General features: G+C 57.5%; 18 protein-coding genes. 8 read left to right on the top strand and 10 right to left on the bottom strand.

Features of this window, described 5'->3' with window-relative positions; translation table 11 throughout:
- The gene (gene glgP, locus EnteroDNA1_RS12440) at positions 1–2,448 is read left to right on the top strand and encodes a glycogen phosphorylase (protein WP_069303383.1); all 2,448 of its coding nucleotides are present in this window, start codon (positions 1–3) and stop codon (positions 2,446–2,448) included.
- 110 nt (positions 2,449–2,558) lie between these two features.
- Here glgP and glpD read toward each other — a convergent pair whose 3' ends face one another.
- The gene (gene glpD, locus EnteroDNA1_RS12435; RefSeq protein WP_069303382.1) at positions 2,559–4,067 is read right to left on the bottom strand and encodes a glycerol-3-phosphate dehydrogenase; all 1,509 of its coding nucleotides are present in this window, start codon (positions 4,065–4,067) and stop codon (positions 2,559–2,561) included.
- A gap of 302 nt (positions 4,068–4,369) precedes the next feature.
- Here glpD and glpE point away from each other — a divergent pair, with 302 nt between their 5' ends.
- From glpE to EnteroDNA1_RS12415, 3 genes are read left to right on the top strand one after another with little or no spacing between them, the layout of a single operon-like run.
- Positions 4,370–4,702 (top strand): thiosulfate sulfurtransferase GlpE, encoded by a 333-nt coding sequence (glpE, locus tag EnteroDNA1_RS12425; RefSeq protein WP_006177908.1) that lies wholly within the window; start codon positions 4,370–4,372, stop codon positions 4,700–4,702.
- 47 nt (positions 4,703–4,749) lie between these two features.
- Complete coding sequence (gene glpG, locus EnteroDNA1_RS12420; RefSeq protein ID WP_048977532.1) at positions 4,750–5,580, top strand: rhomboid family intramembrane serine protease GlpG; 831 nt, start codon at positions 4,750–4,752, stop codon at positions 5,578–5,580.
- A 16-nt stretch (positions 5,581–5,596) separates the two neighbouring features.
- Positions 5,597–6,355 (top strand): DeoR/GlpR family transcriptional regulator, encoded by a 759-nt coding sequence (locus tag EnteroDNA1_RS12415; protein WP_008503060.1) that lies wholly within the window; start codon positions 5,597–5,599, stop codon positions 6,353–6,355.
- Positions 6,356–6,417: 62 nt separating this feature from the next.
- Here EnteroDNA1_RS12415 and malT read toward each other — a convergent pair whose 3' ends face one another.
- Positions 6,418–9,123: an HTH-type transcriptional regulator MalT gene (gene malT, locus EnteroDNA1_RS12410; protein ID WP_048981440.1), complete on the bottom strand. Its 2,706-nt coding sequence runs from the start codon at positions 9,121–9,123 to the stop codon at positions 6,418–6,420.
- A 586-nt stretch (positions 9,124–9,709) separates the two neighbouring features.
- On the opposite strand from malT, the gene malP reads away from it, so the two are divergent.
- A complete protein-coding gene (malP, locus tag EnteroDNA1_RS12405; RefSeq protein WP_033146829.1) occupies positions 9,710–12,103 on the top strand; it encodes a maltodextrin phosphorylase in 2,394 nt (797 codons plus the stop codon).
- Between the two features lie 9 nt (positions 12,104–12,112).
- A complete protein-coding gene (malQ, locus tag EnteroDNA1_RS12400) occupies positions 12,113–14,194 on the top strand; it encodes a 4-alpha-glucanotransferase (protein ID WP_069303381.1) in 2,082 nt (693 codons plus the stop codon).
- Between the two features lie 80 nt (positions 14,195–14,274).
- Here malQ and gntT read toward each other — a convergent pair whose 3' ends face one another.
- The 3 genes from gntT to gntX all read right to left on the bottom strand — a co-directional run bounded on the left by gntT (position 14,275) and on the right by gntX (position 17,301).
- Positions 14,275–15,591: a gluconate transporter gene (gntT, locus tag EnteroDNA1_RS12395; RefSeq protein ID WP_039263070.1), complete on the bottom strand. Its 1,317-nt coding sequence runs from the start codon at positions 15,589–15,591 to the stop codon at positions 14,275–14,277.
- A gap of 389 nt (positions 15,592–15,980) precedes the next feature.
- Entirely contained in the window at positions 15,981–16,556 is a 576-nt protein-coding gene (gene nfuA / locus EnteroDNA1_RS12390; protein WP_008503055.1) for a Fe-S biogenesis protein NfuA, read from the bottom strand.
- Between the two features lie 61 nt (positions 16,557–16,617).
- On the bottom strand, positions 16,618–17,301 hold the full coding sequence (gntX, locus tag EnteroDNA1_RS12385) for a DNA utilization protein GntX (RefSeq protein ID WP_069303380.1): 684 nt from the start codon (positions 17,299–17,301) through the stop codon (positions 16,618–16,620).
- A gap of 36 nt (positions 17,302–17,337) precedes the next feature.
- Here gntX and bioH point away from each other — a divergent pair, with 36 nt between their 5' ends.
- Together bioH and EnteroDNA1_RS12375 are read left to right on the top strand one after the other, a co-directional pair.
- Positions 17,338–18,111 carry a pimeloyl-ACP methyl ester esterase BioH gene (gene bioH / locus EnteroDNA1_RS12380; protein ID WP_045888430.1) on the top strand — a complete coding sequence of 258 codons (774 nt, stop codon included), beginning with the start codon at positions 17,338–17,340 and terminating at the stop codon, positions 18,109–18,111.
- A gap of 111 nt (positions 18,112–18,222) precedes the next feature.
- Positions 18,223–18,492: a YdgH/BhsA/McbA-like domain containing protein gene (locus EnteroDNA1_RS12375; RefSeq protein ID WP_048976276.1), complete on the top strand. Its 270-nt coding sequence runs from the start codon at positions 18,223–18,225 to the stop codon at positions 18,490–18,492.
- A 33-nt stretch (positions 18,493–18,525) separates the two neighbouring features.
- On the opposite strand, the gene feoC is transcribed toward EnteroDNA1_RS12375, so the two are convergent.
- From feoC to greB, 5 genes are all read right to left on the bottom strand, one after another.
- A complete protein-coding gene (gene feoC / locus EnteroDNA1_RS12370) occupies positions 18,526–18,762 on the bottom strand; it encodes a [Fe-S]-dependent transcriptional repressor FeoC (protein ID WP_048976275.1) in 237 nt (78 codons plus the stop codon).
- Positions 18,763–18,772: 10 nt separating this feature from the next.
- On the bottom strand, positions 18,773–21,091 hold the full coding sequence (gene feoB, locus EnteroDNA1_RS12365) for a Fe(2+) transporter permease subunit FeoB (RefSeq protein WP_069303379.1): 2,319 nt from the start codon (positions 21,089–21,091) through the stop codon (positions 18,773–18,775).
- A 30-nt stretch (positions 21,092–21,121) separates the two neighbouring features.
- Positions 21,122–21,349 carry a ferrous iron transporter A gene (feoA, locus tag EnteroDNA1_RS12360; protein WP_008503050.1) on the bottom strand — a complete coding sequence of 76 codons (228 nt, stop codon included), beginning with the start codon at positions 21,347–21,349 and terminating at the stop codon, positions 21,122–21,124.
- A gap of 336 nt (positions 21,350–21,685) precedes the next feature.
- Complete coding sequence (locus EnteroDNA1_RS12355; protein WP_069303378.1) at positions 21,686–24,016, bottom strand: Tex family protein; 2,331 nt, start codon at positions 24,014–24,016, stop codon at positions 21,686–21,688.
- Between the two features lie 87 nt (positions 24,017–24,103).
- Positions 24,104–24,577 (bottom strand): transcription elongation factor GreB, encoded by a 474-nt coding sequence (gene greB / locus EnteroDNA1_RS12350; protein ID WP_064673702.1) that lies wholly within the window; start codon positions 24,575–24,577, stop codon positions 24,104–24,106.
- Between the last annotated feature and the right edge of the window lie 50 nt (positions 24,578–24,627).

The following is a 24,627-nucleotide window of genomic DNA, read 5'->3' as shown; positions in this document are numbered from 1 at the left end:
ATGAACGCTCCATTTAGCTACTCTTCACCCACGCTCAGCGTTGAGGCGTTAAAGCACTCCATCGCCTACAAGCTGATGTTCACCATCGGGAAAGATCCGGTTATCGCCAACAAGCACGAGTGGCTGAACGCCACCCTGTTTGCGGTGCGTGACCGTTTAGTGGAACGCTGGCTGCGCTCAAACCGCGCCCAGCTCTCGCAGGAAACGCGTCAGGTTTACTACCTGTCGATGGAATTTTTGATTGGCCGCACGCTGTCCAACGCGCTGTTGTCGCTCGGAATTTATGACGACGTTAAAACCGCCCTGGAAGAGATGGGGTTAGATTTAGAAGAGCTGATCGACGAAGAGAACGACCCGGGGCTCGGCAACGGCGGTCTGGGGCGTCTCGCCGCCTGCTTCCTCGACTCGCTGGCAACGCTGGCGCTGCCGGGCCGCGGCTACGGTATTCGCTACGACTACGGTATGTTCAAACAGAATATCGTCGACGGGCGCCAGAAAGAGTCGCCGGACTACTGGCTGGAGTACGGCAACCCGTGGGAGTTTAAGCGCCACAATACGCGCTACAAGGTGCGCTTTGGCGGACGTATCCAGCAGGAAGGCAAAAAATCCCGCTGGGTAGAAACGGAAGAGATCCTGGCCGTGGCCTACGACCAGATTATCCCCGGCTATGACACCGATGCCACCAACACGCTGCGCCTGTGGAGCGCCCAGGCCAGTAGCGAAATCAACCTCGGTAAATTCAACCAGGGGGACTACTTTGCGGCGGTGGAAGACAAAAACCACTCCGAGAACGTGTCCCGCGTGCTGTACCCGGATGACTCGACCTACTCCGGTCGCGAGCTGCGCCTGCGTCAGGAGTATTTCCTCGTCTCCTCGACGATTCAGGACATCCTCAGCCGCCACCATCAGCTGCACAAAACCTACGCCAACCTGGCGGAGAAAACCGCGATCCACCTTAACGACACCCACCCGGTGCTCTCCATTCCGGAGCTGATGCGCCTGCTGATCGACGAACACAAGTTCAGCTGGGATGACGCGTTTGAAGTGACCTGTCAGGTATTCTCCTACACCAACCACACGCTGATGAGCGAAGCGCTGGAAACGTGGCCGGTAGACATGCTCGGCAAAATCCTGCCGCGCCATCTGCAGATTATCTTTGAGATTAACGACTACTTCCTCAAGACCCTGCAGGAGCAATACCCGAACGATACCGGGCTGCTGAGCCGCGCATCCATCATTGATGAATCGAACGGGCGCCGCGTGCGCATGGCCTGGCTGGCGGTCGTCATCAGCCACAAGGTCAACGGCGTGTCCGAGCTCCACTCGAACCTGATGGTGCAGTCGCTTTTTGCGGACTTCGCGAAAATCTTTCCGACGCGGTTCTGCAACGTGACCAACGGCGTCACGCCGCGCCGCTGGCTGGCGCTGGCCAACCAGCCGCTCTCTGAGGTGCTGGACGAGAATATCGGCCGTACCTGGCGTACCGACTTGAGCCAGCTGAGCGAGCTGGAACAGCATATTGATTTCCCGACGGTGAACAAAGCCGTGCGCGAAGCCAAGCTGCTGAACAAAAAGCGTCTGGCGGTCTGGCTGGCGATGCACCTCAACGTGGTGGCAAACCCGAAAGCGCTGTTTGACGTTCAGATCAAACGCATCCACGAATACAAGCGTCAGCTGATGAACGTGCTGCACGTGATCACCCATTACAACCGTATTAAGGCCGATCCAACGGCCGAATGGGTGCCGCGCGTGAAGATCTTCGCCGGTAAGGCGGCTTCCGCCTACTACATGGCCAAGCACATCATTCATCTCATCAACGACGTGGCGAAGGTAGTCAACCAGGATCCGGACATTGGCGACAAGCTGAAAGTGGTGTTCATTCCGAACTACAGCGTGAGCCTGGCGCAGATGATCATCCCGGCGGCGGATCTCTCTGAGCAGATTTCCACGGCGGGTACGGAAGCATCCGGCACCAGTAACATGAAGTTTGCCCTCAACGGCGCGCTGACCATTGGTACGCTTGACGGGGCGAACGTCGAGATGCTGGAGCACGTGGGCGAAGAAAATATCTTTATCTTCGGTAATACGACGGAAGAGGTGGAGGCGCTGCGCAGGAAAGGCTACTCGCCGCGTCAATATTACGAAGAGGATGAAGAGTTACGTCAGGTGCTGACGCAGATCGCGACCGGCGTGTTTAGCCCGGAAGAACCGAGCCGCTATCGCGATCTGGTCGATTCGCTGATTAACTTTGGCGATCACTACCAGGTGCTGGCGGACTATCGCAGCTACGTGGACTGTCAGGATAAGGTTGACGAGCTGTACCGTCAGCAGGAGAAGTGGACCAGCGCCGCGATGTATAACATCGCCAATATGGGCTACTTCTCGTCCGACAGGACCATCAAGGAGTATGCCGAGACGATCTGGCATATTGATCCGGTGAGGTTGTAAAAACACCCCCTCACCCCAGCCCTCTCCCCGAAGGGGAGAGGGTGTTAAAGTCCCCTCTCCCCTTCGGGGAGAGGGTTAGGGTGAGGGGGCATCAGCCCGCACCGATCGTATTACGACGCCAGCGACAGCTCACGCTTCCCCGCATTTTGCTGTAACCACTGCGCCACGCGAGACTGTTGCTCGGCGTTGAGCCACATCCCTTCTTTGGTACGACGCCAGATAGCATCATCCAGACGACGAACCCACTCGTGCTCAACCAGGTAGCGCAGCTCGGCTTCGTACAGCTCGTGGCCGAAATGTTCGCCCAGATCCGCAATGTCCTTCGCGTCGGCCAGGAAAAGCTCGGTATTGCTGCCGTAGGTGCGGGCATAGTGGCGCGCCATCCCTTCGGTGATGAACGGGAAGCGACGGCGCAGCTTCGCGGCGTAATCATCGCGATTGTCGCCGATATCACCGCCGGGCAGTACCGCGCCTTTGGTCCACGCCGGGCCAATGCCTTTATAGTACGGCGCCAGTTTTTCCAGCGCGTGCTCGGCCAGCTTGCGGTAGGTGGTCAGCTTGCCGCCAAACACGGAAAGCAGCGGCGCCTGACCGTCAACGTCGTGAATATCGAGCGTGTAGTCGCGAGTAATCGCCTGCGGTGAGTCAGACTCGTCATCGCACAGCGGACGCACACCGGAGTAGGTCCAGACCACGTCGTCGCGTGACAGCTGCTTCCTGAAGTGCGTGTTATACACTTTGAGCAGGTAGTTCACTTCGCTCTCGTCGATCTCGACGTTCTTCGGATCGCCTTTGTACTCCACGTCGGTGGTACCGATGATCGAGAACTCGTCCATCCACGGGATCACAAACACGATGCGCTTGTCTTCGTTCTGCAGAATGTAGGCCTGCTTTTGCGTATGCACGCGCGGTACCACAATGTGGCTGCCCTTGATCAGGCGAATGCCGTACGGCGAAGGCAGATGCATGCCGTCGTCGAAGAACTGCTTCACCCACGGGCCGGTGGCGTTCACCAGACCGCGCGCTTTCCAGCTGAATTTCTCGCCGGTATCGATGTCTTCCGCTTCCACAATCCACAGGCCGTTTTCACGACGGGCAGAGGTCGCGCGGGTGCGGGTTTTCACCTCGCCACCTTTCTTCTCGACCATCTGCGCATTCGCCAGCACCAGACGCGCATCGTCCACCCAGCAGTCGGAATATTCGAAACCGCGCACGATTTCAGGCTTAAGAACCGATTCTGAGCCAAAACGCAAACCTGTCGAACCCGGGAGGCTGGTGCGTTTACCCAGATGATCGTACATAAACAGACCGATTCGAATCATCCACGCCGGACGCAGATGCGGGCGATGGGGCAGGCGGAAGCGCATCGGAATCGCCAGATGCGGGGCCATTTTCAACAGCACTTCACGTTCGGCCAGTGCTTCGCTGACCAGGCGGAATTCGTAGTGTTCCAGGTAGCGCAGGCCACCGTGAATCAGTTTGGAGCTGGCGGACGACGTCGCGCAGGCGAGATCGTTAGCTTCCAGCATCAGTACGGATAAACCGCGTCCTGCGGCATCGACCGCAATACCGGCACCGTTGATGCCACCGCCTATCACAATCAGATCTTTGGTTTCCATAACACCCTCATGCACTTTCGTTAAAGCTCAGAAATGTTCGATATCGCTCATAATAGCAAAGGAACGCGCTTTTGGTAACATCAAAAAAACAATTTAGAGTGATATGGATAACATAATGGCGTTTACCCGCCGCCAGGACGTACACTACGGGGTAAAATAGTGCGGTCTGATGCTCTCTCCCCTCACCCTAACCCTCTCCCCAGAGGGGCGAGGGGATGGTTTGCTCCCTCTCCCTTTTAGGGAGAGGGCAGGGGTGAGGGTCAGCAGGCGGCATAAAACCTGAATAAGCGAAAGAGAACACCATGGATCAGTTTGAATGTATTAACGTAGAAGAAGCCCACCAGAAGATGCACCAGGGAAAAGCGGTGCTGGTGGACATCCGCGATCCGCAGAGTTTTGCGATGGGCCACACGCCGGGCGCATTTCATCTCACTAACGACACGCTGGGCGCGTTTATGCGCGATAACGACTTCGAGACGCCGGTGATGGTCATGTGCTACCACGGCAACAGCAGCAAAGGTGCGGCGCAGTATCTGCTTCAGCAGGGCTACGACGCGGTGTACAGCGTCGATGGCGGCTTCGATGCCTGGCATCGTCATTTCCCGGCAGAAGTGGAATACGCTTTTGAGCGCTGATCCCGCTATACTGTCCCCTTTTGTGTGGAAATAAGCGACCGCTGCCCATGTTGATGATCACTTCTTTTACCAACCCGCGCGTCGCCCAGGCGTTTGTCGACTATATGGCGACGCAGGGCGTTATTCTGACCATTCAGCAACATACGCAGACCGACGTCTGGCTGGCCGACGAGAGCCAAGCCGCGCGCGTAAACGAAGAGCTGGCGCGTTTTCTTGAGAACCCCGGCGACCCGCGCTATCTGGCGGCCAGCTGGCAGTCCGGGCAGACCGACAGCGGACTGCACTACAGCCGTTTTCCCTTCCTTGCCACCATCCGCGAACGCGCGGGCCCGTTTACGCTGCTGCTGATGGCGGCCTGCATTATCGTCTTCATTATCATGAACGTGGTGGGCGACCAGAGCGTGATGATTGCCCTGGCCTGGCCCTATGACCCGTCTCTTGAGTTTGACGTCTGGCGCTACTTTAGCCACGCGCTGATGCACTTCTCGGTGATGCATATTCTCTTCAACCTGCTCTGGTGGTGGTATCTCGGCGGCGCTGTTGAAAAGCGTCTGGGCAGCGGCAAGCTGATCGTTATCACCCTTATCAGCGCCCTGCTGAGCGGCTATGTGCAGCACAAGTTCAGCGGGCCGTGGTTCGGCGGGCTGTCGGGCGTCGTGTATGCCCTGATGGGCTATGTCTGGCTTCGCGGGGAGCGTGATCCGGAAAGCGGCATCTATCTGCAGCGCGGATTAATAACCTTTGCGTTAATATGGCTAATTGCCGGATGGTTTGATCTGTTTGGTATGTCTATCGCCAACGGTGCACACGTCGCCGGGCTGGCCGTGGGGCTGGCGATGGCCTTTGCCGACACGCTCTATGCGCGAAAACGAACATAATTCTCAGGGATAATTGATGAAACAAACACAACGTCATGACGCTATTATCGAACTGGTAAAAAAACAGGGATACGTCAGCACCGAAGAGCTGGTGGAACAGTTTGCCGTCAGCCCACAAACCATCCGTCGTGACCTGAACGACCTGGCCGATCAGAACCGCATTCTTCGCCACCACGGCGGGGCGGCGCTGCCGTCCAGTTCGGTCAATACCTCCTGGCATGACCGTAAAGCCACGCAAACGGCAGAGAAAGAGCGCATTGCCCGCAAGGTCGCCAGCCAGATCCCGAACGGGGCGACGCTGTTTATTGATATCGGCACCACGCCGGAAGCGGTCGCCCATGCGCTGCTGGATCACGAGAACCTGCGCGTGGTCACGAACAACCTGAACGTGGCCAATACCCTGATGCAGAAAGATGACTTCCGCATCATCCTCGCGGGCGGCGAACTGCGCAGCCGCGACGGCGGGATTATTGGCGAAGCGACCCTCGATTTTATCTCTCAGTTCCGCCTCGACTTCGGCATTCTCGGGATCAGCGGCATCGACAGCGACGGCTCGCTGCTGGAGTTTGATTATCACGAGGTGCGCACCAAGCGCGCGATTATTGAGAACTCACGCCACGTGATGCTGGTGGTGGACCATTCGAAGTTTGGCCGAAATGCGATGGTAAACATGGGCAGCATCAGCATGGTGGATGCGGTCTACACCGACGTGATGCCGCCGGCGGGCGTGATGCAGGTGATTAAAGATAATAATTTGCAGTTAGAGTTGTGTTGAAAAGCCGTTCTCCCTCTCCCTGTGGGAGAGGGCCGGGGTGAGGGCATCAGACCGCAGAGGTCCTACACGCCATACCCCATCATCTTCAACAGCTGCTGCGCATGCTGCACCGCATCCTGTCGATGCGCCACGCCCAGCTTCTGATACAGATTGCGGATATGCGTTTTGATGGTGGTCGCCGCCACCGCAAGCTCACCGGCAATCTGCTCGTTGCTGTAGCCTGAATAGATCAGACCCAGCACCTGCCATTCGCGCTGCGTGAGCGGACTGGTGCGGATAAGCTCCGGCACTTCCGGGTGGTTCAGCAGACGTTCAACGAAGTTCTCATCAAAATGCGCGAACTTGTGCCGATGATGCTGGTTTATCTCGCGCAGAATGCGCTGGGCGCGATGCTGATCCAGCTCCGGCAGCGTGTTGAGCTGAATAAGCTGACGCAGCTGCTGCGCCATCACTTCACCTTCAATCACAAAGTGGCTGATAAAGCCGGTGCGGTTAGCCAGCTGCAGCGCTTCCAGCAGCACGCGCTGGGCATCGTTTTTACGACCCGCCTGCCAGTAAAGCTGGTTCAGCAGCAGCAGGTTGCGGTTCAGGTCGCTCATCAGACGCAGGCTGCGCGCGTTCTCGTTCAGCTCTTCCAGCACAATCTCTGCGGGCTCTACTTCACCGAGCAGGATCTGCGCGCGGGCAATGTTCCGCCACTGGCTCTGCAGGAAGTGGTTGTTAGCAAATTCCGGTTTAGGCGTCTGACGCAGCCAGTTGGCGGCGGATTTTTTATCGCCGGTCATCTGCCAGTAAATCACCCGGACCTTATCGGCGTTAGAGACCCAGTCGCTGTGATACTGACCGTTGCCGAGCAGGTTCTCCAGGCGGTTCAGATGGTTGCGGGCGTTATCGAGATCGCCGCGCGCCAGCGAGCACTGTACCAGCAGCGCCAGACACTGCAGCTGCTGCTGAGGCTGGAAGCTGGAAAGGACATCCACACCCTGGCGGGCGCAGCTTTCTGCTTCATCCAGACGCGACCATGCCCACAGCAGCTGAGCGCGAATACGCAACAGGAACTCGTGCATCGGCAGCTGTTCCAGGTGCTGTTCACGAATCAGCTGGAACGCTTTTTCCTGGTTTTCCCAGGCGGCCTGCAGGAACCCCTGCGCGAATAAAATCTCGCTCTGTTGGATCAGGCTCCACAGCGCGTAATGCCAGACATCATGTCGACGCGCCATCTGTTCGGTTTGCTGCATCAGTGAAAGGGAACGGGTGAGGTCGCCTTTGCAGTGCAGCACTTCACCGTGCACAGAGGTCGCCACGATGCGGCTGTAGAAGTTAGCCAGCGGCAGTTCATCCAGCGCGACCATCGCCAGCCGTTCAGCTTCGTCCGGGTCGCCGTCGTTAATGGCCACCTGAGCGCGCAGCGCGTTGAACTCGCCGTGCAGGGTGGTATCCATTTCGCTTTCCATCTCCTGCTCGGCGCGCGCCAGCAGGGTGTTCACTTCACTGTAGCGGTGCTGGCTCTGCATCAGCCAGGCCTGCAGCAGCACCAGACGCGGGTTCTCCAGCAGGCTTTCCCACGGCAGGGCTTTGAGAGACTCTTCCAGCAGCGTTAGTTCGCTGTGGTTAAACAGGCCCCACGCATGGTTGAGGAGGATATCGCGCAGCATGCTGGCATCACCGGCGGCCAGCGCGTGGTGGATGGCCTCGCTCGGGAAGCCTTGCGCCATCCAGCTTTCGGCAGCGGCGCGGTGGATCTCCGGCAGTTCAACCGCCAGTTCCCACTGACAGCGCTGGCGCAGGAAGCTGCCAAACAGCGGGTGATAGCTAAACCACTCGCCGGGATCGTCCATGCGCGTCAGGAAAAGGCCCTGACGTTCAATCTCTTCGAGCTGCAGCTGACCGTTTTCACAGCCCGTCACGCGCACGATAAGCGCATCGTTCATGGAACGCAGCAGCGAGCTTTTCAGCAGGAAATTACGCGTCGAGGGATCGACGCTGTCCAGCACCTCATCCACCAGATAGTCGGAAAGGTGACTGGCGTTGATGCCCGCCAGACGCCGGGCAGACTGATGCGCCGGACTGTTGTTTTGTCGGGCAGAGAGCGCGATAAGCTGCAGCGCCGTGGCCCAGCCGGCAACGTCATCACACAGACGGCTGCTTTCGGCGGCCTCAATCGGTGATGTCAGGCGGCAGTCAAAGAACTGTTTCGCTTCCTGGTGGGTAAAGGCCAGCTGCTGGCTGCCCACTTCCAGAAGCTGATCGCGCACGCGCAGGTTGGCAATACCCAGCTGCGGCAGGTTGCGTGACAGCACCACTAAAGTCAGGTTTTCCGGCTGATGGCGCAGGAAGAAACGCATCGATTCATGAATCACCGGATTCGTGATGAGATGGTAATCGTCGATCACCACGTAAAGCGGACGATGCCATTCGGCCAGTTCGATAAACAGCTGAGAGAAAAGGGAGGAAAGGCTGGCGTACTGGCGCTTTTGCACCATCACCTCACTGGCGACGCAGTGTCCATGGGTGGCTTGCTGTATGGCGGCAATCAGATAGCTGGCAAAACGCTCCTGCTGGTTATCGCCCTCGTCGAGGGAGTACCAGCCAAGATCGCTTTTACCCGCGGCCCATTGCGAAATGAGCGTTGTTTTTCCATAGCCTGCAGGGCTCGTAACCAGCGCCAGTCGGAAATTATGCGCGCCGGAAAGTTTAGCCAACAGACGCTCGCGGACCACTGTATGGTCAAGACGAACCGGGCGACTTAATTTAGACGGAATCAACATAGGTTTCACTTCACTGTGGGGAACGAGAGATTTTATTTTTTTTGCGCTTCGTAATTAATACGATATAAGGTCGAACAGAAAGAGAACTATTGCAAGTTATGTCTAGGTTTTGTGGTTCTGAATTTGCACTCTGTCACAAAACATTCAGGCAAATGTTGGAACTTTCTCGAAAGGGCCGTAACGCCGCGTCACTGCTGGTTTGTCTGTATACATTGCCGCTGCGCTGAAACTGGTTTCAGAAAGGTATAGTGACGTCAAATTTAATAAAGTGCGGGTAAAGTTGAGTGAGAGTAATAGTCTTTTGAGATCTGTCCCGATGGCTAAATTATTATTCTACGTAAGTAATCATTTCAGAACGGATTAATTTCACCCGAAACTGCATTTCATTTCTTTGACATTCTCCCCGGTTACTTTTTTATCTTCCGGGCACACTCGAACTATGCTCTGAGAGTGGCCTCGATCACACTTTTATGCTCATCCCCGCTACTCCTCCCTGTCTAATCCCCCACAGGAGGAGGAAGAGGGGAAATGAGCCAGGCACACTAGCGCCAACTTGTGTTTTCTTTCTAAAGGATGCCGATCCCCTATGTCACAGCCTACCTTCAACAAAGCTCAATTCCAGGCTGCCCTGACGCGTCAGTGGCAGCGTTTTGGCCTTCATGCTGCAAACGAGATGACGCCTCACCAGTGGTGGCAGGCCGTGAGCGGTGCGCTCGCAGAACAGCTGGATGCTCAGCCTTTGGCAAAGCCGGTGAAGAACCAGCGCCATGTAAACTACATTTCAATGGAATTCCTGATTGGCCGCCTGACGGGCAACAACCTGTTGAACCTCGGCTGGTATCAGGACGTTGGTGACGTCCTTAAAGAACACGACATTAACCTGACCGACCTGCTGGAAGAAGAGATTGACCCGGCGCTGGGCAATGGCGGTCTGGGACGTCTGGCAGCCTGTTTCCTCGACTCCATGGCTACCGTCGGCCAGTCGGCAATTGGCTATGGCCTGAACTATCAGTATGGCTTGTTCCGTCAGTCGTTTGCCGATGGCCATCAGATGGAAGCGCCGGACGACTGGCATCGCAATACCTATCCGTGGTTCCGCCACAACGCGCAGCTGGATGTGCAGGTCGGTATTGGCGGGAAAGTGACAAAGCAGGGGCTCTGGGAACCGGCGTTCACCATTACCGGTGAAGCCTGGGATCTGCCGGTGCTCGGCTACCGTAACGGCGTGGCGCAGCCGCTGCGTCTGTGGCAGGCGAAGCACGCGCATCCGTTTAACCTGACCAAATTCAACGACGGCGATTTCCTGCGCGCCGAGCAGCAGGGCATCGACGCCGAGAAGCTGACCAAAGTCCTCTACCCGAACGACAACCACCTGGCCGGTAAAAAGCTGCGCCTGATGCAGCAGTACTTCCAGTGCGCCTGCTCCGTGGCGGACATTCTGCGTCGCCATCATCTGGCGGGCCGCAAGCTGGCGCAGCTGCCGGACTTCGAAGTGATTCAGCTCAACGACACGCACCCGACGATTGCGATCCCGGAACTGCTGCGCGTGCTGATCGACGAGCACCAGCTGAGCTGGGATGACGCCTGGGCCATCACCAGCCGTACCTTTGCCTACACCAACCACACCCTGATGCCAGAAGCGCTCGAGTGCTGGGATGAGAAGCTGGTGAAAACGCTGCTGCCGCGCCACATGCAGATCATCAACAAGATTAACGACCAGTTTAAAACCCTGGTGGATAAAACCTGGCCAGGCAACAAAGCGGTCTGGGCGAAGCTGGCGGTTGTGCATGACAAGCAGGTGCGCATGGCGAACATGTGCGTGGTCAGCGGCTTTGCGGTGAACGGCGTGGCGGCGCTGCACTCGGATCTGGTGGTCAAAGATCTCTTCCCGGAATACCACCAGCTTTGGCCGACCAAATTCCACAACGTGACCAACGGCATCACGCCGCGTCGCTGGATCAAGCAGTGCAACCCGCTGCTGGCCGGTCTGCTGGATAAGACCCTGAAGAAAGAGTGGGCCAACGATCTGGACCAGCTCATCAACCTGGAAAAACAGGCTGACGACGCGAAATTCCGCGAGCAGTACCGCGCGATCAAGCTGGAGAACAAGGTTCGCCTGGCGGAGTTTGTGAAAGTGCGTACCGGCATTGAGATCAACCCGAATGCCATTTTCGATATCCAGATCAAACGTCTGCACGAGTACAAACGCCAGCACCTGAACCTGCTGCATATTCTGGCGCTGTACAAAGAGATCCGCGAGAACCCGCAGGCCGACCGCGTGCCGCGCGTGTTCCTGTTCGGTGCGAAAGCGGCACCGGGCTATTACCTGGCGAAAAACATTATCCTCGCCATCAATAAAGTGGCGGCGGCGATCAACAGCGATCCGAAAGTGGGCGACAAGCTGAAGGTGGTGTTCCTGCCGGATTACTGCGTCTCGGCGGCTGAAATGCTGATCCCGGCGGCGGATATTTCCGAGCAGATCTCGACGGCAGGTAAAGAAGCGTCCGGTACCGGCAACATGAAGCTGGCGCTGAACGGCGCGCTGACCGTCGGTACGCTCGACGGGGCAAACGTCGAAATCGCCGAGAAGGTCGGGGAAGAGAATATCTTTATCTTCGGCCACACCGTGGAAGAGGTGAAGGCCATCAAGGCCAAAGGCTATGACCCGGTGAAATGGCGTAAGAAAGACAAAGTACTCGACGCGGTGCTGAAGGAACTGGAAAGCGGTAAATACAGCGACGGCGACAAGCACGCGTTTGACCAGATGCTGCACAGCATGGACAAACACGGCGGTGACCCGTATCTGGTGATGGCGGACTTCACGGCCTACGTTGAAGCGCAAAAGCAGGTCGACGTGCTGTATCGCGACCAGGAAGCCTGGACCCGCGCGTGCATTCTGAACACCGCCCGCTGCGGTATGTTCAGCTCTGACCGTTCAATCCGTGATTATCAGGCCCGTATCTGGCAGGCAAAACGCTAAGGAAGCGCGATGGAGAGTAAACGTCTGGACAGCGCCGCGCAGGCGGCGGGGATCAGCCTCAGTTACATTAATGCGCACGGCAAACCGCAGTCTATTGGCGCCGACACCAAAAGACGTTTGCTGGATGCCATGCACAAAGCCGACGCGAAAGCGTCGGTTGCGCCGGTGCCGAACGTGAAGGTGTTCACCGCAGGCAAAAAGATGCCGCTGGCGGTGGAGGGGCGCGGCGAGTTTAGCTGGCTGCTTACCACCGAAGAGGGGCATCAGCACAAAGGCCACGCCACCGGCGGCAAAACGTTAAACCTTCCGGCGAAGCTGCCGGAGGGGTATCACACCTTAACGCTCACCCAGGACGATCGTCGTTTCCACTGCCGGGTGATCGTCGCGCCAAAACGCTGCTACGAGCCGCAGGCGTTGCTCGAAGGCAAAAAGCTGTGGGGCGCCTGCGTGCAGCTCTATACGCTGCGCTCCGACAGCAACTGGGGCATCGGTGATTTTGGCGATCTGAAAAAGATGCTGGTGGATGTGGGCGAGCGCGGCGGCGCGTTTATCGGGCTCAACCCGATCCACGCGCTCTATCCGGCCAACCCGGAGAGCGCCAGCCCGTACAGCCCGTCGTCCCGTCGCTGGCTGAACGTGATTTATATCGACGTTAACGCGTTAGATGACTTCAAAAACAGCAAAGAGGCGCAGGCGTGGTGGAAACTCAGCACCACGCAGCAGGCCCTGAAGCAGGCGCGCGACGCGGAGTGGGTGGACTATTCCACCGTCACGGCGCTGAAAATGGCCGCGCTGCGTCTGGCGTGGAAAGGCTTTTCGCAGCGCGATGACGAGCAGATGGCCGCGTTCCGCCAGTTTGTGACGCAGGAGGGCGAGAGCCTGTACTGGCAGGCGGCGTTTGATGCACTGCACGCGTATCAGGTGAAGGAGGACGAAATGCGCTGGGGCTGGCCGGTCTGGCCGGAAGCGTATCAGTCCGTCGACACGCCTGAAGTAAAAGCGTTCTGTAAAAAATATGCCGATGAAGTGGACTTCTACCTGTGGCTGCAGTGGCTGGCGTACAGCCAGTTTGCCGCCTGCTGGCAGGTGAGCCAGGGCTATAAGATGCCGATCGGCCTGTATCGCGATCTGGCCGTCGGCGTGGCAGAGGGCGGCGCGGAAACCTGGTGCGACCGTGAGCTTTACTGTCTGAAAGCTTCCGTCGGCGCGCCGCCGGATATTCTTGGGCCGCTCGGTCAGAACTGGGGGTTGCCGCCGATGGATCCGCACGTCATGGCGTCGCGCGCCTACGAGCCGTTCATCGACCTGCTGCGCGCGAACATGCAGAACTGCGGCGCGCTGCGTATCGACCACGTGATGTCCGTGCTGCGTCTGTGGTGGATCCCGTACGGTGAAACGGCCGATCACGGGGCGTACGTGCAGTATCCGGTTGACGATCTGCTGTCGATCCTGGCCCTGGAAAGTAAACGCCACCAGTGCATGGTGATCGGTGAAGATCTCGGTACCGTGCCGGTGGAAATTGTCAGCAAGCTCCGCGACAGCGGCGTCTACTCCTATAAAGTGCTCTATTTTGAAAACGACCATGAGAAAACCTTCCGCGCGCCGAAAGCGTACCCTGAACAGTCAATGGCAGTCGCGACGACGCATGACCTTCCTACGCTTCGTGGCTATTGGGAAAGCGGCGATCTGACGCTCGGCAAAACGCTCGGGCTGTACCCTGATGAAGAGGTTTTGCGCGGCCTGTATCAGGATCGCGAGCTCTCCAAACAGGGGCTGCTGGATGCGCTGCACAAGCAGGGCTGTCTGCCGAAACGTGCCGGACATAAGGCGTCATTGATGTCGATGACCGCTACCCTCAATCGCGGCTTGCAGCGCTATATTGCCGACAGCAACAGCGCCCTGCTGGGCCTGCAGCCGGAAGACTGGATTGATATGGCGGAGCCGGTGAACATTCCGGGCACCAGCTATCAGTACAAGAACTGGCGTCGCAAGCTGTCCATATCGCTTGAGAAGATGTTTGCCGATGACGGGGTGAACAAGCTGATTAAGGATTTGGACAAACGCAGAAGGGCGGTGGGCAAGAAGCGGTAGTTTCACCCTAACCCTCTCCCAGAGGGAGAGGAAATAGAATGTAGGCCGGGTAAGCGTCAGCGCTACCCGGCTTTTTTACATCAAACCACCATATTCAACAGCAGTACCCCGACCAGACCGCACACCGAAATAATGGTTTCCAGCGCGGACCAGGACTTGATGGTTTCACCGATCGTCAGGTTGAAGTACTCCTTGAACAGCCAGAAGCCAGGGTCGTTAACGTGAGAGAAAATCACGCTACCGGAACCGACGGCGATAACCATCAGCTCAGGGCTAACACCCGTGGTCGCAATCAGCGGGGCAACGATACCGCCCGCGGTGATCGCTGCAACGGTCGCAGAACCCAGCGCAATACGCAGAACCGCGGCAATAGACCAGGCCATCAGGAGCGGCGATACGTTGGTTTCATGCATCATGGCAGCGATGTATTTATCCACGCCGCTGTCGACCAGAACCTGCTTGAATGCACCGCCGCCGCCGATGATCAGAAGCATCATGGCAATGATTTTGATGGAAGAGGTCAGCGTGTCGTTGATCTGATCCATAGAACGGCCGCGGTTCAGGCCGAAGGTGAACATAGCGATCAGCACCGCAATCAGCGTTGCCATGACCGGGTCACCGAGGAATTCCGCAACGGACAGGAACGGATGACCTTTCGGCAGAATCATCTCCGCCACGGCACGCATCGCCATCAGGATCACCGGTACCAGAGAGGTCCAGACGCTGACGCCAAAGCCCGGCATCTCTTCTTCGGTGAAGGTTTTGGCGCTGTACAGACCTTCTGGGATCGGCTTATCAATGCCTTTCAGGAAGCGGGCATAAACCGGGCCTGCCAGAATCACTGTTGGGATCGCCAGAATCGTACCGAACAGCAGGGTTTTACCCATATCCGCGTGGAAAATGGTTGCGATAGCGGTTGGACCCGGGTGCGGCGGCAGGAAGCCGTGAGTCACGGACAGCGCCGCAGCCATTGGCACACCGACATACAGCAGCGGGATGTTTGCCGCAGCCGCGATGGTGAACACCAGCGGCAGCATCAGCACGAAGCCCACTTCATAGAACAGCGCGAAGCCGACGGTAAAACCGGTTAATACCACCGCCCACTGGATGTTCTTCTTGCCAAATTTGGCAATCAGCGTGGTGGCGATACGCTGCGCGCCCCCGCAGTCTGCCAGCATTTTGCCGAGCATGGCGCCGAAGCCCATGATCAGCGCCAGGCTGCCGAGCGTGCCGCCGACGCCGGCTTTGATGGAACTGATAACTTTAACCAGCGGCATACCCTGCATCAGACCGACTGCAAGTGCCACCAGAACCAGAGCGATAAATCCGTTCATTTTGAAACGGATCATCAAGAGCAGTAATAACACAACACCGATAGCAACGATGACTAATGGCATGATTTACCTGGCCTTTGAATTGTTATGGGTAACGTCATTGTTTCAACGACAAATTCCGATTGTCCCAACTGGGAACAGAGTGTTAACGGCACTCATACTGATGCCTTCGAAACCATTAAGTTTAGTCGGCTGTTATAAGGATGCTGAGTGCCCACGAGAATGATACGGGTAACATGGCGCGATTGAGAATCACCCTGGGAGGCTAAATTTGAATTATGAGACGCAGGTCAACATATGGGAGGTAAACGCAAAACGGTAACCATGAGGTTACCGTTTTTAATGTTTTCACCCTCTCCCGTGGGAGAGGGCCGGGGTGAGGGCATCAGACCTCACTATTTCTGTAGGCCCGGTAAGCGCAGCGCCACCGGGCGATACAGACGGATACTGAATTAGTAGTAAGAGTGCTCGCCGCGCTGGTGCTCGGTCAGGTCACGCACGCCTTTCAGTTCCGGGAACTCGTTCAGCAGCTGCTTCTCGATCCCTTCTTTCAGCGTTACATCGACCATTGAGCAGCCGTTACAGCCGCCGCCAAACTGCAGAATGGCAAAACCTTCGTCGGTGATTTCCATCAGGGAAACACGACCGCCGTGGCCCGCCAGCTGTGGGTTGATCTGGGATTGCAGCAGATACTCAACGCGCTCCATCAGCGGGGCATCGTCAGACACTTTACGCATTTTCGCGTTCGGCGCTTTCAGGGTCAGCTGAGAACCCAGCTGGTCGGTGACGAAGTCGATCTCCGCATCTTCAAGATACGGTGCGCTCAGCTCATCAACGTAGGCGGTGAGCTGTTCAAATTTAAGGGCAGTGTCAGTCGCTTCCACAGCGTCCGGAGGACAATAAGAAACACCACATTCTGCATTCGGAGTGCCTGGATTAATCACAAACACGCGGATCTGCGTCCCTTCTTCCTGATTTGCCAGCAGTTTGGCAAAGTGCGCTTGTGCAGAATCGGAAATACGGATCATAGCTTTGGCCTAATAGTTGACTAAATTACCTGGGTATAATCATACGCCCATTGAAGAAGGGCTACAAGGTACGGCACAGACACCATACCTGAACCGACGCGGCGCCGCTTCGCAAAAGCAGTCGGGAAAGTTCAGCAACGGTACTGCCCGTGGTGACGACATCATCCACAATCGCGATATGGAGACCGTCGACCGGCAATTCAAGGCGAAAGGCATTTTTGAGGTTTCTTTTGCGAAGCCGTGCGCTGAGCTGATGCTGGATGGCGGTGGCATGAACGCGTGTCAGCGTGCGGGCCTCATACCGGCAGCCGAGCCACCGTGCGAGGGGACGGCAGAGCAGATCACTCTGGTTATAGCCGCGCCGCCAGTGCCGACGTCGGTATAAAGGGACATTCACCACCATGTCAATTTTCGGCAGTGCCCGGTGACGTCGCGCCTGCAAAACCGCCAGCAACAGCAGTCGGGCAAGGGGCTGTGCCAGCGAGCTCTGCCCGGAAAACTTCAGCGCGTGGATCAGCCTGTTCAGCGGCGGAACATAATCATCCACTGCCACCAGCGCGCTCCACGGCGGGGATTTTTTCAGGCAGCGGCCACAGGGCAACGAGGGGTTCGTGGCCGGTAAACCACATTGTGGACAGATCCCGATACGCCATTGCAGCGATCGCGTGCAGACGGAGCAGACGCCCCACCCGCTGAGCGCCAGCGGCATTTGGCATAGCCAGCACAAGCCGGGTACTGTTAGCATGTGCAACCTCCATGTGAAAAAAGAGAACAGTAACTGATGAAGACGCTGTGGTGGCAGACCGTAGGGACAGGAAATTGCCATCTTGTGCTGCTGCACGGATGGGGCCTGAATGCGGAGATATGGCATTGCATACGTGAGGAACTTGCCTCGCATTTCACGCTGCATCTGGTGGATTTACCCGGCTTTGGCCGCAGCCGCGGGTATGGCGCGTTGTCGCTTGATGAAATGGCGCAGCAGGTTCTGGACGCTGCGCCGCAAAACGCGGTCTGGCTGGGCTGGAGCCTGGGCGGGCTGGTGGCGAGCCAGATTGCGCTGTCGCGGCCTGAACGCGTAAAAGCGCTGGTGACGGTGGCGTCATCGCCCTGTTTTAGCGCGCAGGAAGAGTGGCCGGGGATCAAGCCTGACGTGCTGGCGGGCTTCCAGCAGCAGCTGAGCGAAGATTTCCAGCGGACCGTAGAGCGGTTCCTGGCATTGCAGACAATGGGCACTGACACCGCGCGTAAGGATGCCCGAACGCTGAAGCAGACCGTGCTTTCGCTGCCGATGCCGGAGGTTGAGGTGCTAAACGGCGGACTTGAGCTCCTGAAAACGGTTGACCTGCGCGAGCCGCTGGCCGCGCTGACGGTGCCGCACCTGCGTATCTACGGTTATCTCGACGGGATTGTGCCGCGCAAAGTGGTTCCGCTGCTGGATTCACTCTGGCCGGAGAGTGAATCGCAGATTATTGCCAAAGCCGCACATGCCCCGTTTATCTCTCATCCGACGGAATTTTGTTCAGCGCTGATTGCGTTAAGTCAACGTTTCGACTGATTATTTTCTATCCTGCCTGGAAAAAGTAACACACCGCAACCATACTCCAGATGTCGTTGCGGTTGTTCTGCCTACGATAATCAAAAAAACAATCCTATGGAGAGTCAGGCTATGAAACTTGTTACAGGTATTGTCACTTCTCTGGTTATTGGGTCACTGTCATTTGGCGTCTTTGCGGCAAAAGAGCTGGAAAAAGATAAAGTTGCCAGCATGAATCTGACGAAAATTGGTGAGATTTCTACGTCTGACACCACCGCGCCGATGGATGCTCGCAGAGAGCTGTCGAAGAAAGCGGATGAGCTGGGCGGAACGTACTACGTCGTCACCAGTGCAGAAAAACAGACCAAAAACGTACGCGCAACGGCGGACGTCTACAAGTAATACGATAAAGCCGGGCAGCGATGCCCGGCTTTGTTAACGCAGCGTCCACCACTCCCTGAGGCAGGCCTTTCCTTCCGGACAGCTTTTACAACTGCCGGAGAGACAACCGTCCGCTTCTTCCTGAATCCGCACGGCTTTCCCCATGGCTTCCAGTCTTTCCAGCATGGCATCGATCATCGGCTGCGGCGTATGCAGGCTGAGGCTCAGCTGTTTCGCCTCCATTCGCCCTTGCAGTGCCAGCAGGTCACGAACCTGAATCAACGATGCCATGGTTTGCTCCTTAGTGACAGTCGCCCGCCGGGCTGCTGCAGCAGGTCGCGGCGGTTTTACGGTTTGCCAGCAGGTCGATGTCGACGCGGCTGCGCGCACGCCGCAGCAAACCGAGCACTATCACGTTAAACAGCACAACCGCGAGAATGCAGACCAGGCTGTAGCGCGGATGTTGGCTGAAATTAACGGTTTGATAAAAGAGCGTCGACAGCGAGTACGCAATGTTTAACCCCCACAGGATTGAGAAGCCCATCCAGCCGCGGCTGGACTCGCGGGCAATCGCCCCCATCACGGAGATGCACGGAATGTAGAGCAGAACAAAGATGAGGTAGCTGTAGGCCGCGGACGCGCTGCCAAATTTCTCGCCCATCACGCCCATGGCACCTGTTGCCATTTCGCCGTCGCCTTTGCTGGCCTCAATAGGGTTCGCCAGCACGCTCAGGCTGAAGGTGTCTTTCAGGCTCTGCCAGGTTTCCTCTACGGCACCCAGCAGTTCATGACCGAGATGAAACTCTGCCGGATTAAATTCCTGTTCCTGAATGTTCTCTGCGGTGTAAAGCGTGTTCAGGGTGCCGACAACCACCTCTTTCGCCATCGCGCCGGTGAACAGCCCGACGGTCGCCTGCCAGTTATCCTCATGCACGCCAATCGGTTTGAAGACCGGCGTGATGATGCGGCTGACGGAGGCGAGGGCAGAGTCGTTGATGTTATCTGCCGCCTGCCCGCTGAGGGTGAAGCTGTTCAGCGCGCTCAGGAAAATGCTGACGATGACAATCACCTTACCGGCGCGCAGCACAAAGCCCTTCAGGCGCTGCCAGGTCTGGATCGCCAGGCTTTTCAGATGCGGCACGTGATACACCGGCAGCTCCATCACAAACGGCGACGCTTCACCGCGCATAATGGTGTGCTTCAGCATCAGACCGGTGAGGATCGCCATCACGATGCCCAGCACGTACAGCGAAAAGACCGCCAGCGCGCCCTGCTGACCAAAGAAGGCTGCGGCAAAGACCGCAAAGATGGCCAGACGGGCACCGCAGGACATAAACGGCGCCATCATGATGGTCATCAGACGTTCACGCGGCGCATCCAGGGTGCGTGCGCCCATCACCGACGGTACGTTACAGCCGAAGCCGACAATCAGCGGGACGAAGGATTTACCTGGCAGACCCAGCGCCTGCATCAGACGATCCATCACGAACGCGGCGCGCGCCATGTAGCCGGAATCTTCCAGGAACGAGAGGAACAGATACATCATGCCGATCTGCGGCACCAGAGGCAGAACGGTGTTGATACCGCCGCCGATCCCCTGTGCGAGGAAGATGGTTAACCATTCAGGGAAGTGCAGAGTGTAACCCACCCACTGAATTCCGTGAACGAAGACCGCGACGGAACCGGCGTCGAAAATAGGCTGGAGGGCGCCGCCGATGTTAATGGCGAGCAGGAACATCACGTACATCACCAGCAGGAAGATGGGCAAACCGAGGAAGCGGTTAAGCACGACCTTATCCACCGCTGCCGTAAAGCGGCTGGGCTCTGCCGTCAGCGCGTTACTGACAACGTCGCAAATCGAGGCGATGGCCTGGTAACGCGCGTCGGCGATGTGCAGCGCCGGGTCGTCCAGCTCGTCGCTAAGACGGGCCACCGTCGCGTCCAGCTTATCAGCCGCATGCCCGGCGTAAGCGCGGCTGTAGATATCCCCTTCCAGCATCTGCAGGCCAAGCCACAGGCGCTGTTTCGCAGGCATGCTTTTGTCCATCTCCTGCGCCAGCACATTGGCTTCGCGCAGGAGAGGCTGCGCGTAATGCACCAGCTCAATGTCATGATTTCCCTGGTGACGGTCAATGGCCAGCTTCAGCGCATCAATACCGCGAGCGCGCGTCGAGACCAGCGGAACGACCGGGCAACCCAGGCGCGCGGAGAGGGCATCGACGTCGATACGAAGCTTTTGTTTCTCCGCAATGTCGAGCATGTTGAGCGCCACGATGCAGGGGATGCCCAGCTCCAGCAGCTGCAGCGTCAGATAAAGGTTACGTTCGAGATTGGATGCGTCGACCACGTTGATCAGCAGGTCCGCGTCGCCGCCAAGAATATAGTGGCAGGCAATCTGCTCATCGAGCGAGGTTTGCGACGAAATGGTGGTTAAGGAGTAGGTGCCGGGAAGGTCAACCAGCGTCACCTGGTTGTCCGTTGTCGTGAACTGGCCCTCTTTACGCTCAACCGTCACGCCCGCCCAGTTGCCCACGCGCTGGCGGGCTCCGGTTAGCTGGTTAAAAAGCGTAGTCTTGCCGGAATTAGGATTGCCAATTAAGCCAATAGTTAACTTTTTCATTTTTTTAGACTCACTGAAACCGCTGGCTTGTTATCGGGATAAGGCTTCGACTTCTATTAACGCGAGGTCTTTCTTACGCAGCACCAGATTCACGCGGCGGGTTTCGATATGAACCGGATCGCCCAGCGGCGCCACGCGCACGACCTGGAATGACGAGCCGGGCAGCATGCCCAGCGACAGCAGCTTTTGCCGATAGGCCGGGCTAATTTCGCGGGTAAAACCGGTAATCTTCCATGCACTGTCTGGAGTGAATTGCATAACGCCTGATTCCACGAAAGGTTAAATTATCTACTATGGGATGATAATGAGAATAGTTTTTATCAGCAATATTAAAACTGTGACGGAATGTTGTTTACGGTATTAATTTACGGCCTGTTTGACCTGGCTCAATATTTGCTGAATTGCCTGGAAAACAAAAAGGGGAGTATTTGTTAACGGGGTGATAATTCGTGGTTTAAATATGGCTATGCAATCGGTTTCATATATTTCGATATGATTTTATTCCCCCCACCCATGAGGACGAGGGGGAAAGACCGCACCGTGCGATCCCCTCTCCCCTTTGGGAAGAGGGTTAGGGTGAGGGGCATTGCAACCTTAGCGTTTCTTACCCATCGCTGCCGCCAGCGCATCCATCATCGCGCTGTTGCCTGCAGGGTGAGCATCACGTCCGCGCGGTTTTGCCGCTTTTGCGGCCGGGCGCTGCTGCTCGCGGCCACCGCCATTGCCGCCGCGGCGCGCGCTGGTGTCGCCCGGCTGCTCGTCCAGACGCATGGTCAGCGCGATACGCTTGCGCTGCAGATCGACTTCCAGCACTTTCACCTTCACGATGTCGCCCGCTTTGACCACGGTGTGCGGGTCTTCAACGAACTTGTCGGCAAGGGAAGAGATATGCACCAGACCGTCCTGATGCACGCCGATATCCACAAACGCGCCAAAGTTAGTGACGTTGGTCACCGCGCCTTCCAGCACCATGCCGGGCAGCAGGTCGTTCATGGTTTCCACGCCGTCAGCAAAGGTCGCCGTTTTGAACTCAGGGCGCGGATCGCGGCCCGGCTTTTCCAGCTCTTTGATGATGTCGGTGACGGTGGGGACACCAAATTTGTCGTCGGTGAAATCAACGGCTTTCAGGTTGCGCAGGGCGCTGCTGTCACCCATAAGATCTTTCAGCGCCTGCTGGGTGGCGGCCAGAATGCGCTCCACAACCGGGTACGCTTCCGGGTGAACGGTGGAGGCATCCAGCGGGTTATCGCCGTGGTTGATGCGCAGGAAGCCCGCACACTGCTCAAAGGCTTTTGGCCCCAGACGGCTCACCTTCAGCAGCTGCTGACGGTTCTGGAACTGGCCGTTCTCATCACGCCAGGCGACGATGTTCTGCGCCATCATGCGGGTTAAGCCCGCCACACGGGTCAGCAGGGGAACGGAAGCGGTGTTCAGGTCAACGCCGACGGCGTTTACGCAGTCTTCCACCACCGCATCCAGCTTGCGCGCCAGCTGAGTCTGGCTCACGTCGTGCTGATACTGGCCCACGCCGATGGATTTCGGGTCGATCTTCACCAGCTCCGCCAGCGGATCCTGCAGGCGGCGTGCGATAGAAACCGCACCGCGCAGGGAAACGTCCAGGTCCGGGAACTCCTGGGCCGCCAGCTCGGACGCGGAATAGACGGATGCCCCCGCTTCGCTGACGATCACTTTCTGTGCCGTCACTTTCGGGAACTGCTTCTGCACGTCGAGGTAGAAACGCTCGGTTTCGCGTGAGGCCGTACCGTTGCCGATGGCAACCAGCTCCACGTTGTATTTTTCGCACAGCGCCGCTACCACGACGGCCGCTTTCGCTGCCTGGCCGGTGTGCGGATAGATGGTATCGGTCGCCACCAGCTTGCCGGTGCCGTCAACCACAGCGACCTTCACGCCGGTACGCAGACCCGGATCGAGACCCATAGTCGCGCGCAGGCCTGCAGGGGCGGCCATCAGCAGGTCGTGCAGGTTACGGGCGAAGACGTTAATCGCTTCGTCTTCGGCGCGCTCGCGCACGGTGCCCATCAGCTCGGTTTCGAGGTGCATCAGCACCTTGATGCGCCAGGTCCAGCTCACTACGCCTTTGCGCCAGCTGTCCGCCGGGGCGTTGTTCAGGCGCAGGCCGAGATGGTCGATAATGATCTGCTCGCAGTGGCTCTCTTTCGGCGGCTCGTCAAACTGCGGGTCGGCGTTCAGGGAGAGCTGGAGCACGCCTTCGTTGCGGCCGCGGAACATCGCCAGCGCGCGGTGTGAAGGGGCGGTAGAGATCGGTTCGTGGTGATCGAAGTAGTCGCGGAATTTCGCGCCTTCTTCCTCTTTACCCGCGACGACGGTAGAGACGATGTGGGCATTCTTCCACAGGTAATCGCGCACTTTAGCGAGCAGGGCGGCGTCTTCGGCGAAGCGCTCCATCAGAATGTAGCGTGCGCCGTCAAGGGCGGCCTTGGTGTCCGCTACGCCTTTGTCGGCGTCGATAAATTTGGCAGCTTCAGTTTCCGGATCGTGGGACGGCTCGTTCCACAGCAGGTCGGCCAGCGGCTCAAGACCCGCTTCAATCGCAATCTGCCCGCGCGTGCGGCGCTTCGGTTTGTACGGCAGATAGAGATCTTCGAGTTCGGTTTTGCTCAGGGTACCGTTAATGGCGCTTTCAAGCTCGCTGGTCAGCTTGCCCTGTTCGCCGATGGATTTGAGGATCGCCTGACGACGTTCTTCCAGCTCGCGCAGATAGCCCAGACGGGTCTCCAGGTTACGCAGCTGCGTGTCATCCAGACCGCCGGTGACTTCCTTACGATAGCGTGCAATAAACGGCACGGTGTTCCCTTCATCAAGCAGGCGAACGGCAGCTTCTACCTGTTCGGCTCTGGCCTGAATATCACCCGCAATAATGCGGCAGAGCGAATCTTTCATCATGGCTTTATCATCTGTTGAGTCGAAAAATCAGGGGATAGTTATACGGGCTGACACGGCAAAATGCCAGCCGGGGAGGGCGCTCTCGGACTATTTTACGTAGACGATCTCATTGACGAACCAGCTGGCTTCACCGGCTGGAGTCTGAACGACGGCCAGATCGCCCACTTCCTTTTTCAGCAGCGCGCGAGCCATCGGGGAGTCGATGGAGATGTAGTCCTTACGACCAAAAATTTCATCGTAGCCGACAATGCGAAAACGCAGAGTGTCGCCATCGTCGTTTTCAATCTCCACCCACGCGCCGAAGAACACTTTGCCCTCCTGTTGCGGGGAGTAATCGACAATTTTGAGATTCTCGAGGCACTTCGTCAGATAGCGAACCCGGCGGTCAATTTCGCGCAGCCGCTTTTTGTTGTACTGGTAGTCAGCGTTTTCGCTGCGATCGCCCAGGCTTGCCGCCCAGGTCACCTTTTTGGTTACTTCAGGACGCTCTTCGCGCCAGAGGTAATCCATCTCTTTTTTGAGCTTTTCGTACCCTTCGCGGGTGATCAGGGGCGTTTTCATGGTAAAGCCTTTGCTGCCTGCCGGTTAACTGTCTTGCGCACAATACGTAC

The organism is Enterobacter sp. HK169 (assembly GCF_001719105.1).
Lineage (GTDB): Bacteria > Pseudomonadota > Gammaproteobacteria > Enterobacterales > Enterobacteriaceae > Enterobacter > Enterobacter asburiae_B.
Note: the sequence above shows the minus strand (reverse complement) of the source record. Positions and strands in the feature narration are given on the sequence as shown.

Coding starts and splice junctions, on each gene's coding strand:
- glgP (WP_069303383.1), top strand. CDS start 1: ATGAACGCTCCATTTAGCTACTCTTCACCCACGCTCAGCGTTGAGGCG.
- glpD (WP_069303382.1), bottom strand. CDS start 4,067: ATGGAAACCAAAGATCTGATTGTGATAGGCGGTGGCATCAACGGTGCC.
- glpE (WP_006177908.1), top strand. CDS start 4,370: ATGGATCAGTTTGAATGTATTAACGTAGAAGAAGCCCACCAGAAGATG.
- glpG (WP_048977532.1), top strand. CDS start 4,750: ATGTTGATGATCACTTCTTTTACCAACCCGCGCGTCGCCCAGGCGTTT.
- EnteroDNA1_RS12415 (WP_008503060.1), top strand. CDS start 5,597: ATGAAACAAACACAACGTCATGACGCTATTATCGAACTGGTAAAAAAA.
- malT (WP_048981440.1), bottom strand. CDS start 9,123: ATGTTGATTCCGTCTAAATTAAGTCGCCCGGTTCGTCTTGACCATACA.
- malP (WP_033146829.1), top strand. CDS start 9,710: ATGTCACAGCCTACCTTCAACAAAGCTCAATTCCAGGCTGCCCTGACG.
- malQ (WP_069303381.1), top strand. CDS start 12,113: ATGGAGAGTAAACGTCTGGACAGCGCCGCGCAGGCGGCGGGGATCAGC.
- gntT (WP_039263070.1), bottom strand. CDS start 15,591: ATGCCATTAGTCATCGTTGCTATCGGTGTTGTGTTATTACTGCTCTTG.
- nfuA (WP_008503055.1), bottom strand. CDS start 16,556: ATGATCCGTATTTCCGATTCTGCACAAGCGCACTTTGCCAAACTGCTG.
- gntX (WP_069303380.1), bottom strand. CDS start 17,301: ATGCTAACAGTACCCGGCTTGTGCTGGCTATGCCAAATGCCGCTGGCG.
- bioH (WP_045888430.1), top strand. CDS start 17,338: ATGAAGACGCTGTGGTGGCAGACCGTAGGGACAGGAAATTGCCATCTT.
- EnteroDNA1_RS12375 (WP_048976276.1), top strand. CDS start 18,223: ATGAAACTTGTTACAGGTATTGTCACTTCTCTGGTTATTGGGTCACTG.
- feoC (WP_048976275.1), bottom strand. CDS start 18,762: ATGGCATCGTTGATTCAGGTTCGTGACCTGCTGGCACTGCAAGGGCGA.
- feoB (WP_069303379.1), bottom strand. CDS start 21,091: ATGAAAAAGTTAACTATTGGCTTAATTGGCAATCCTAATTCCGGCAAG.
- feoA (WP_008503050.1), bottom strand. CDS start 21,349: ATGCAATTCACTCCAGACAGTGCATGGAAGATTACCGGTTTTACCCGC.
- EnteroDNA1_RS12355 (WP_069303378.1), bottom strand. CDS start 24,016: ATGATGAAAGATTCGCTCTGCCGCATTATTGCGGGTGATATTCAGGCC.
- greB (WP_064673702.1), bottom strand. CDS start 24,577: ATGAAAACGCCCCTGATCACCCGCGAAGGGTACGAAAAGCTCAAAAAA.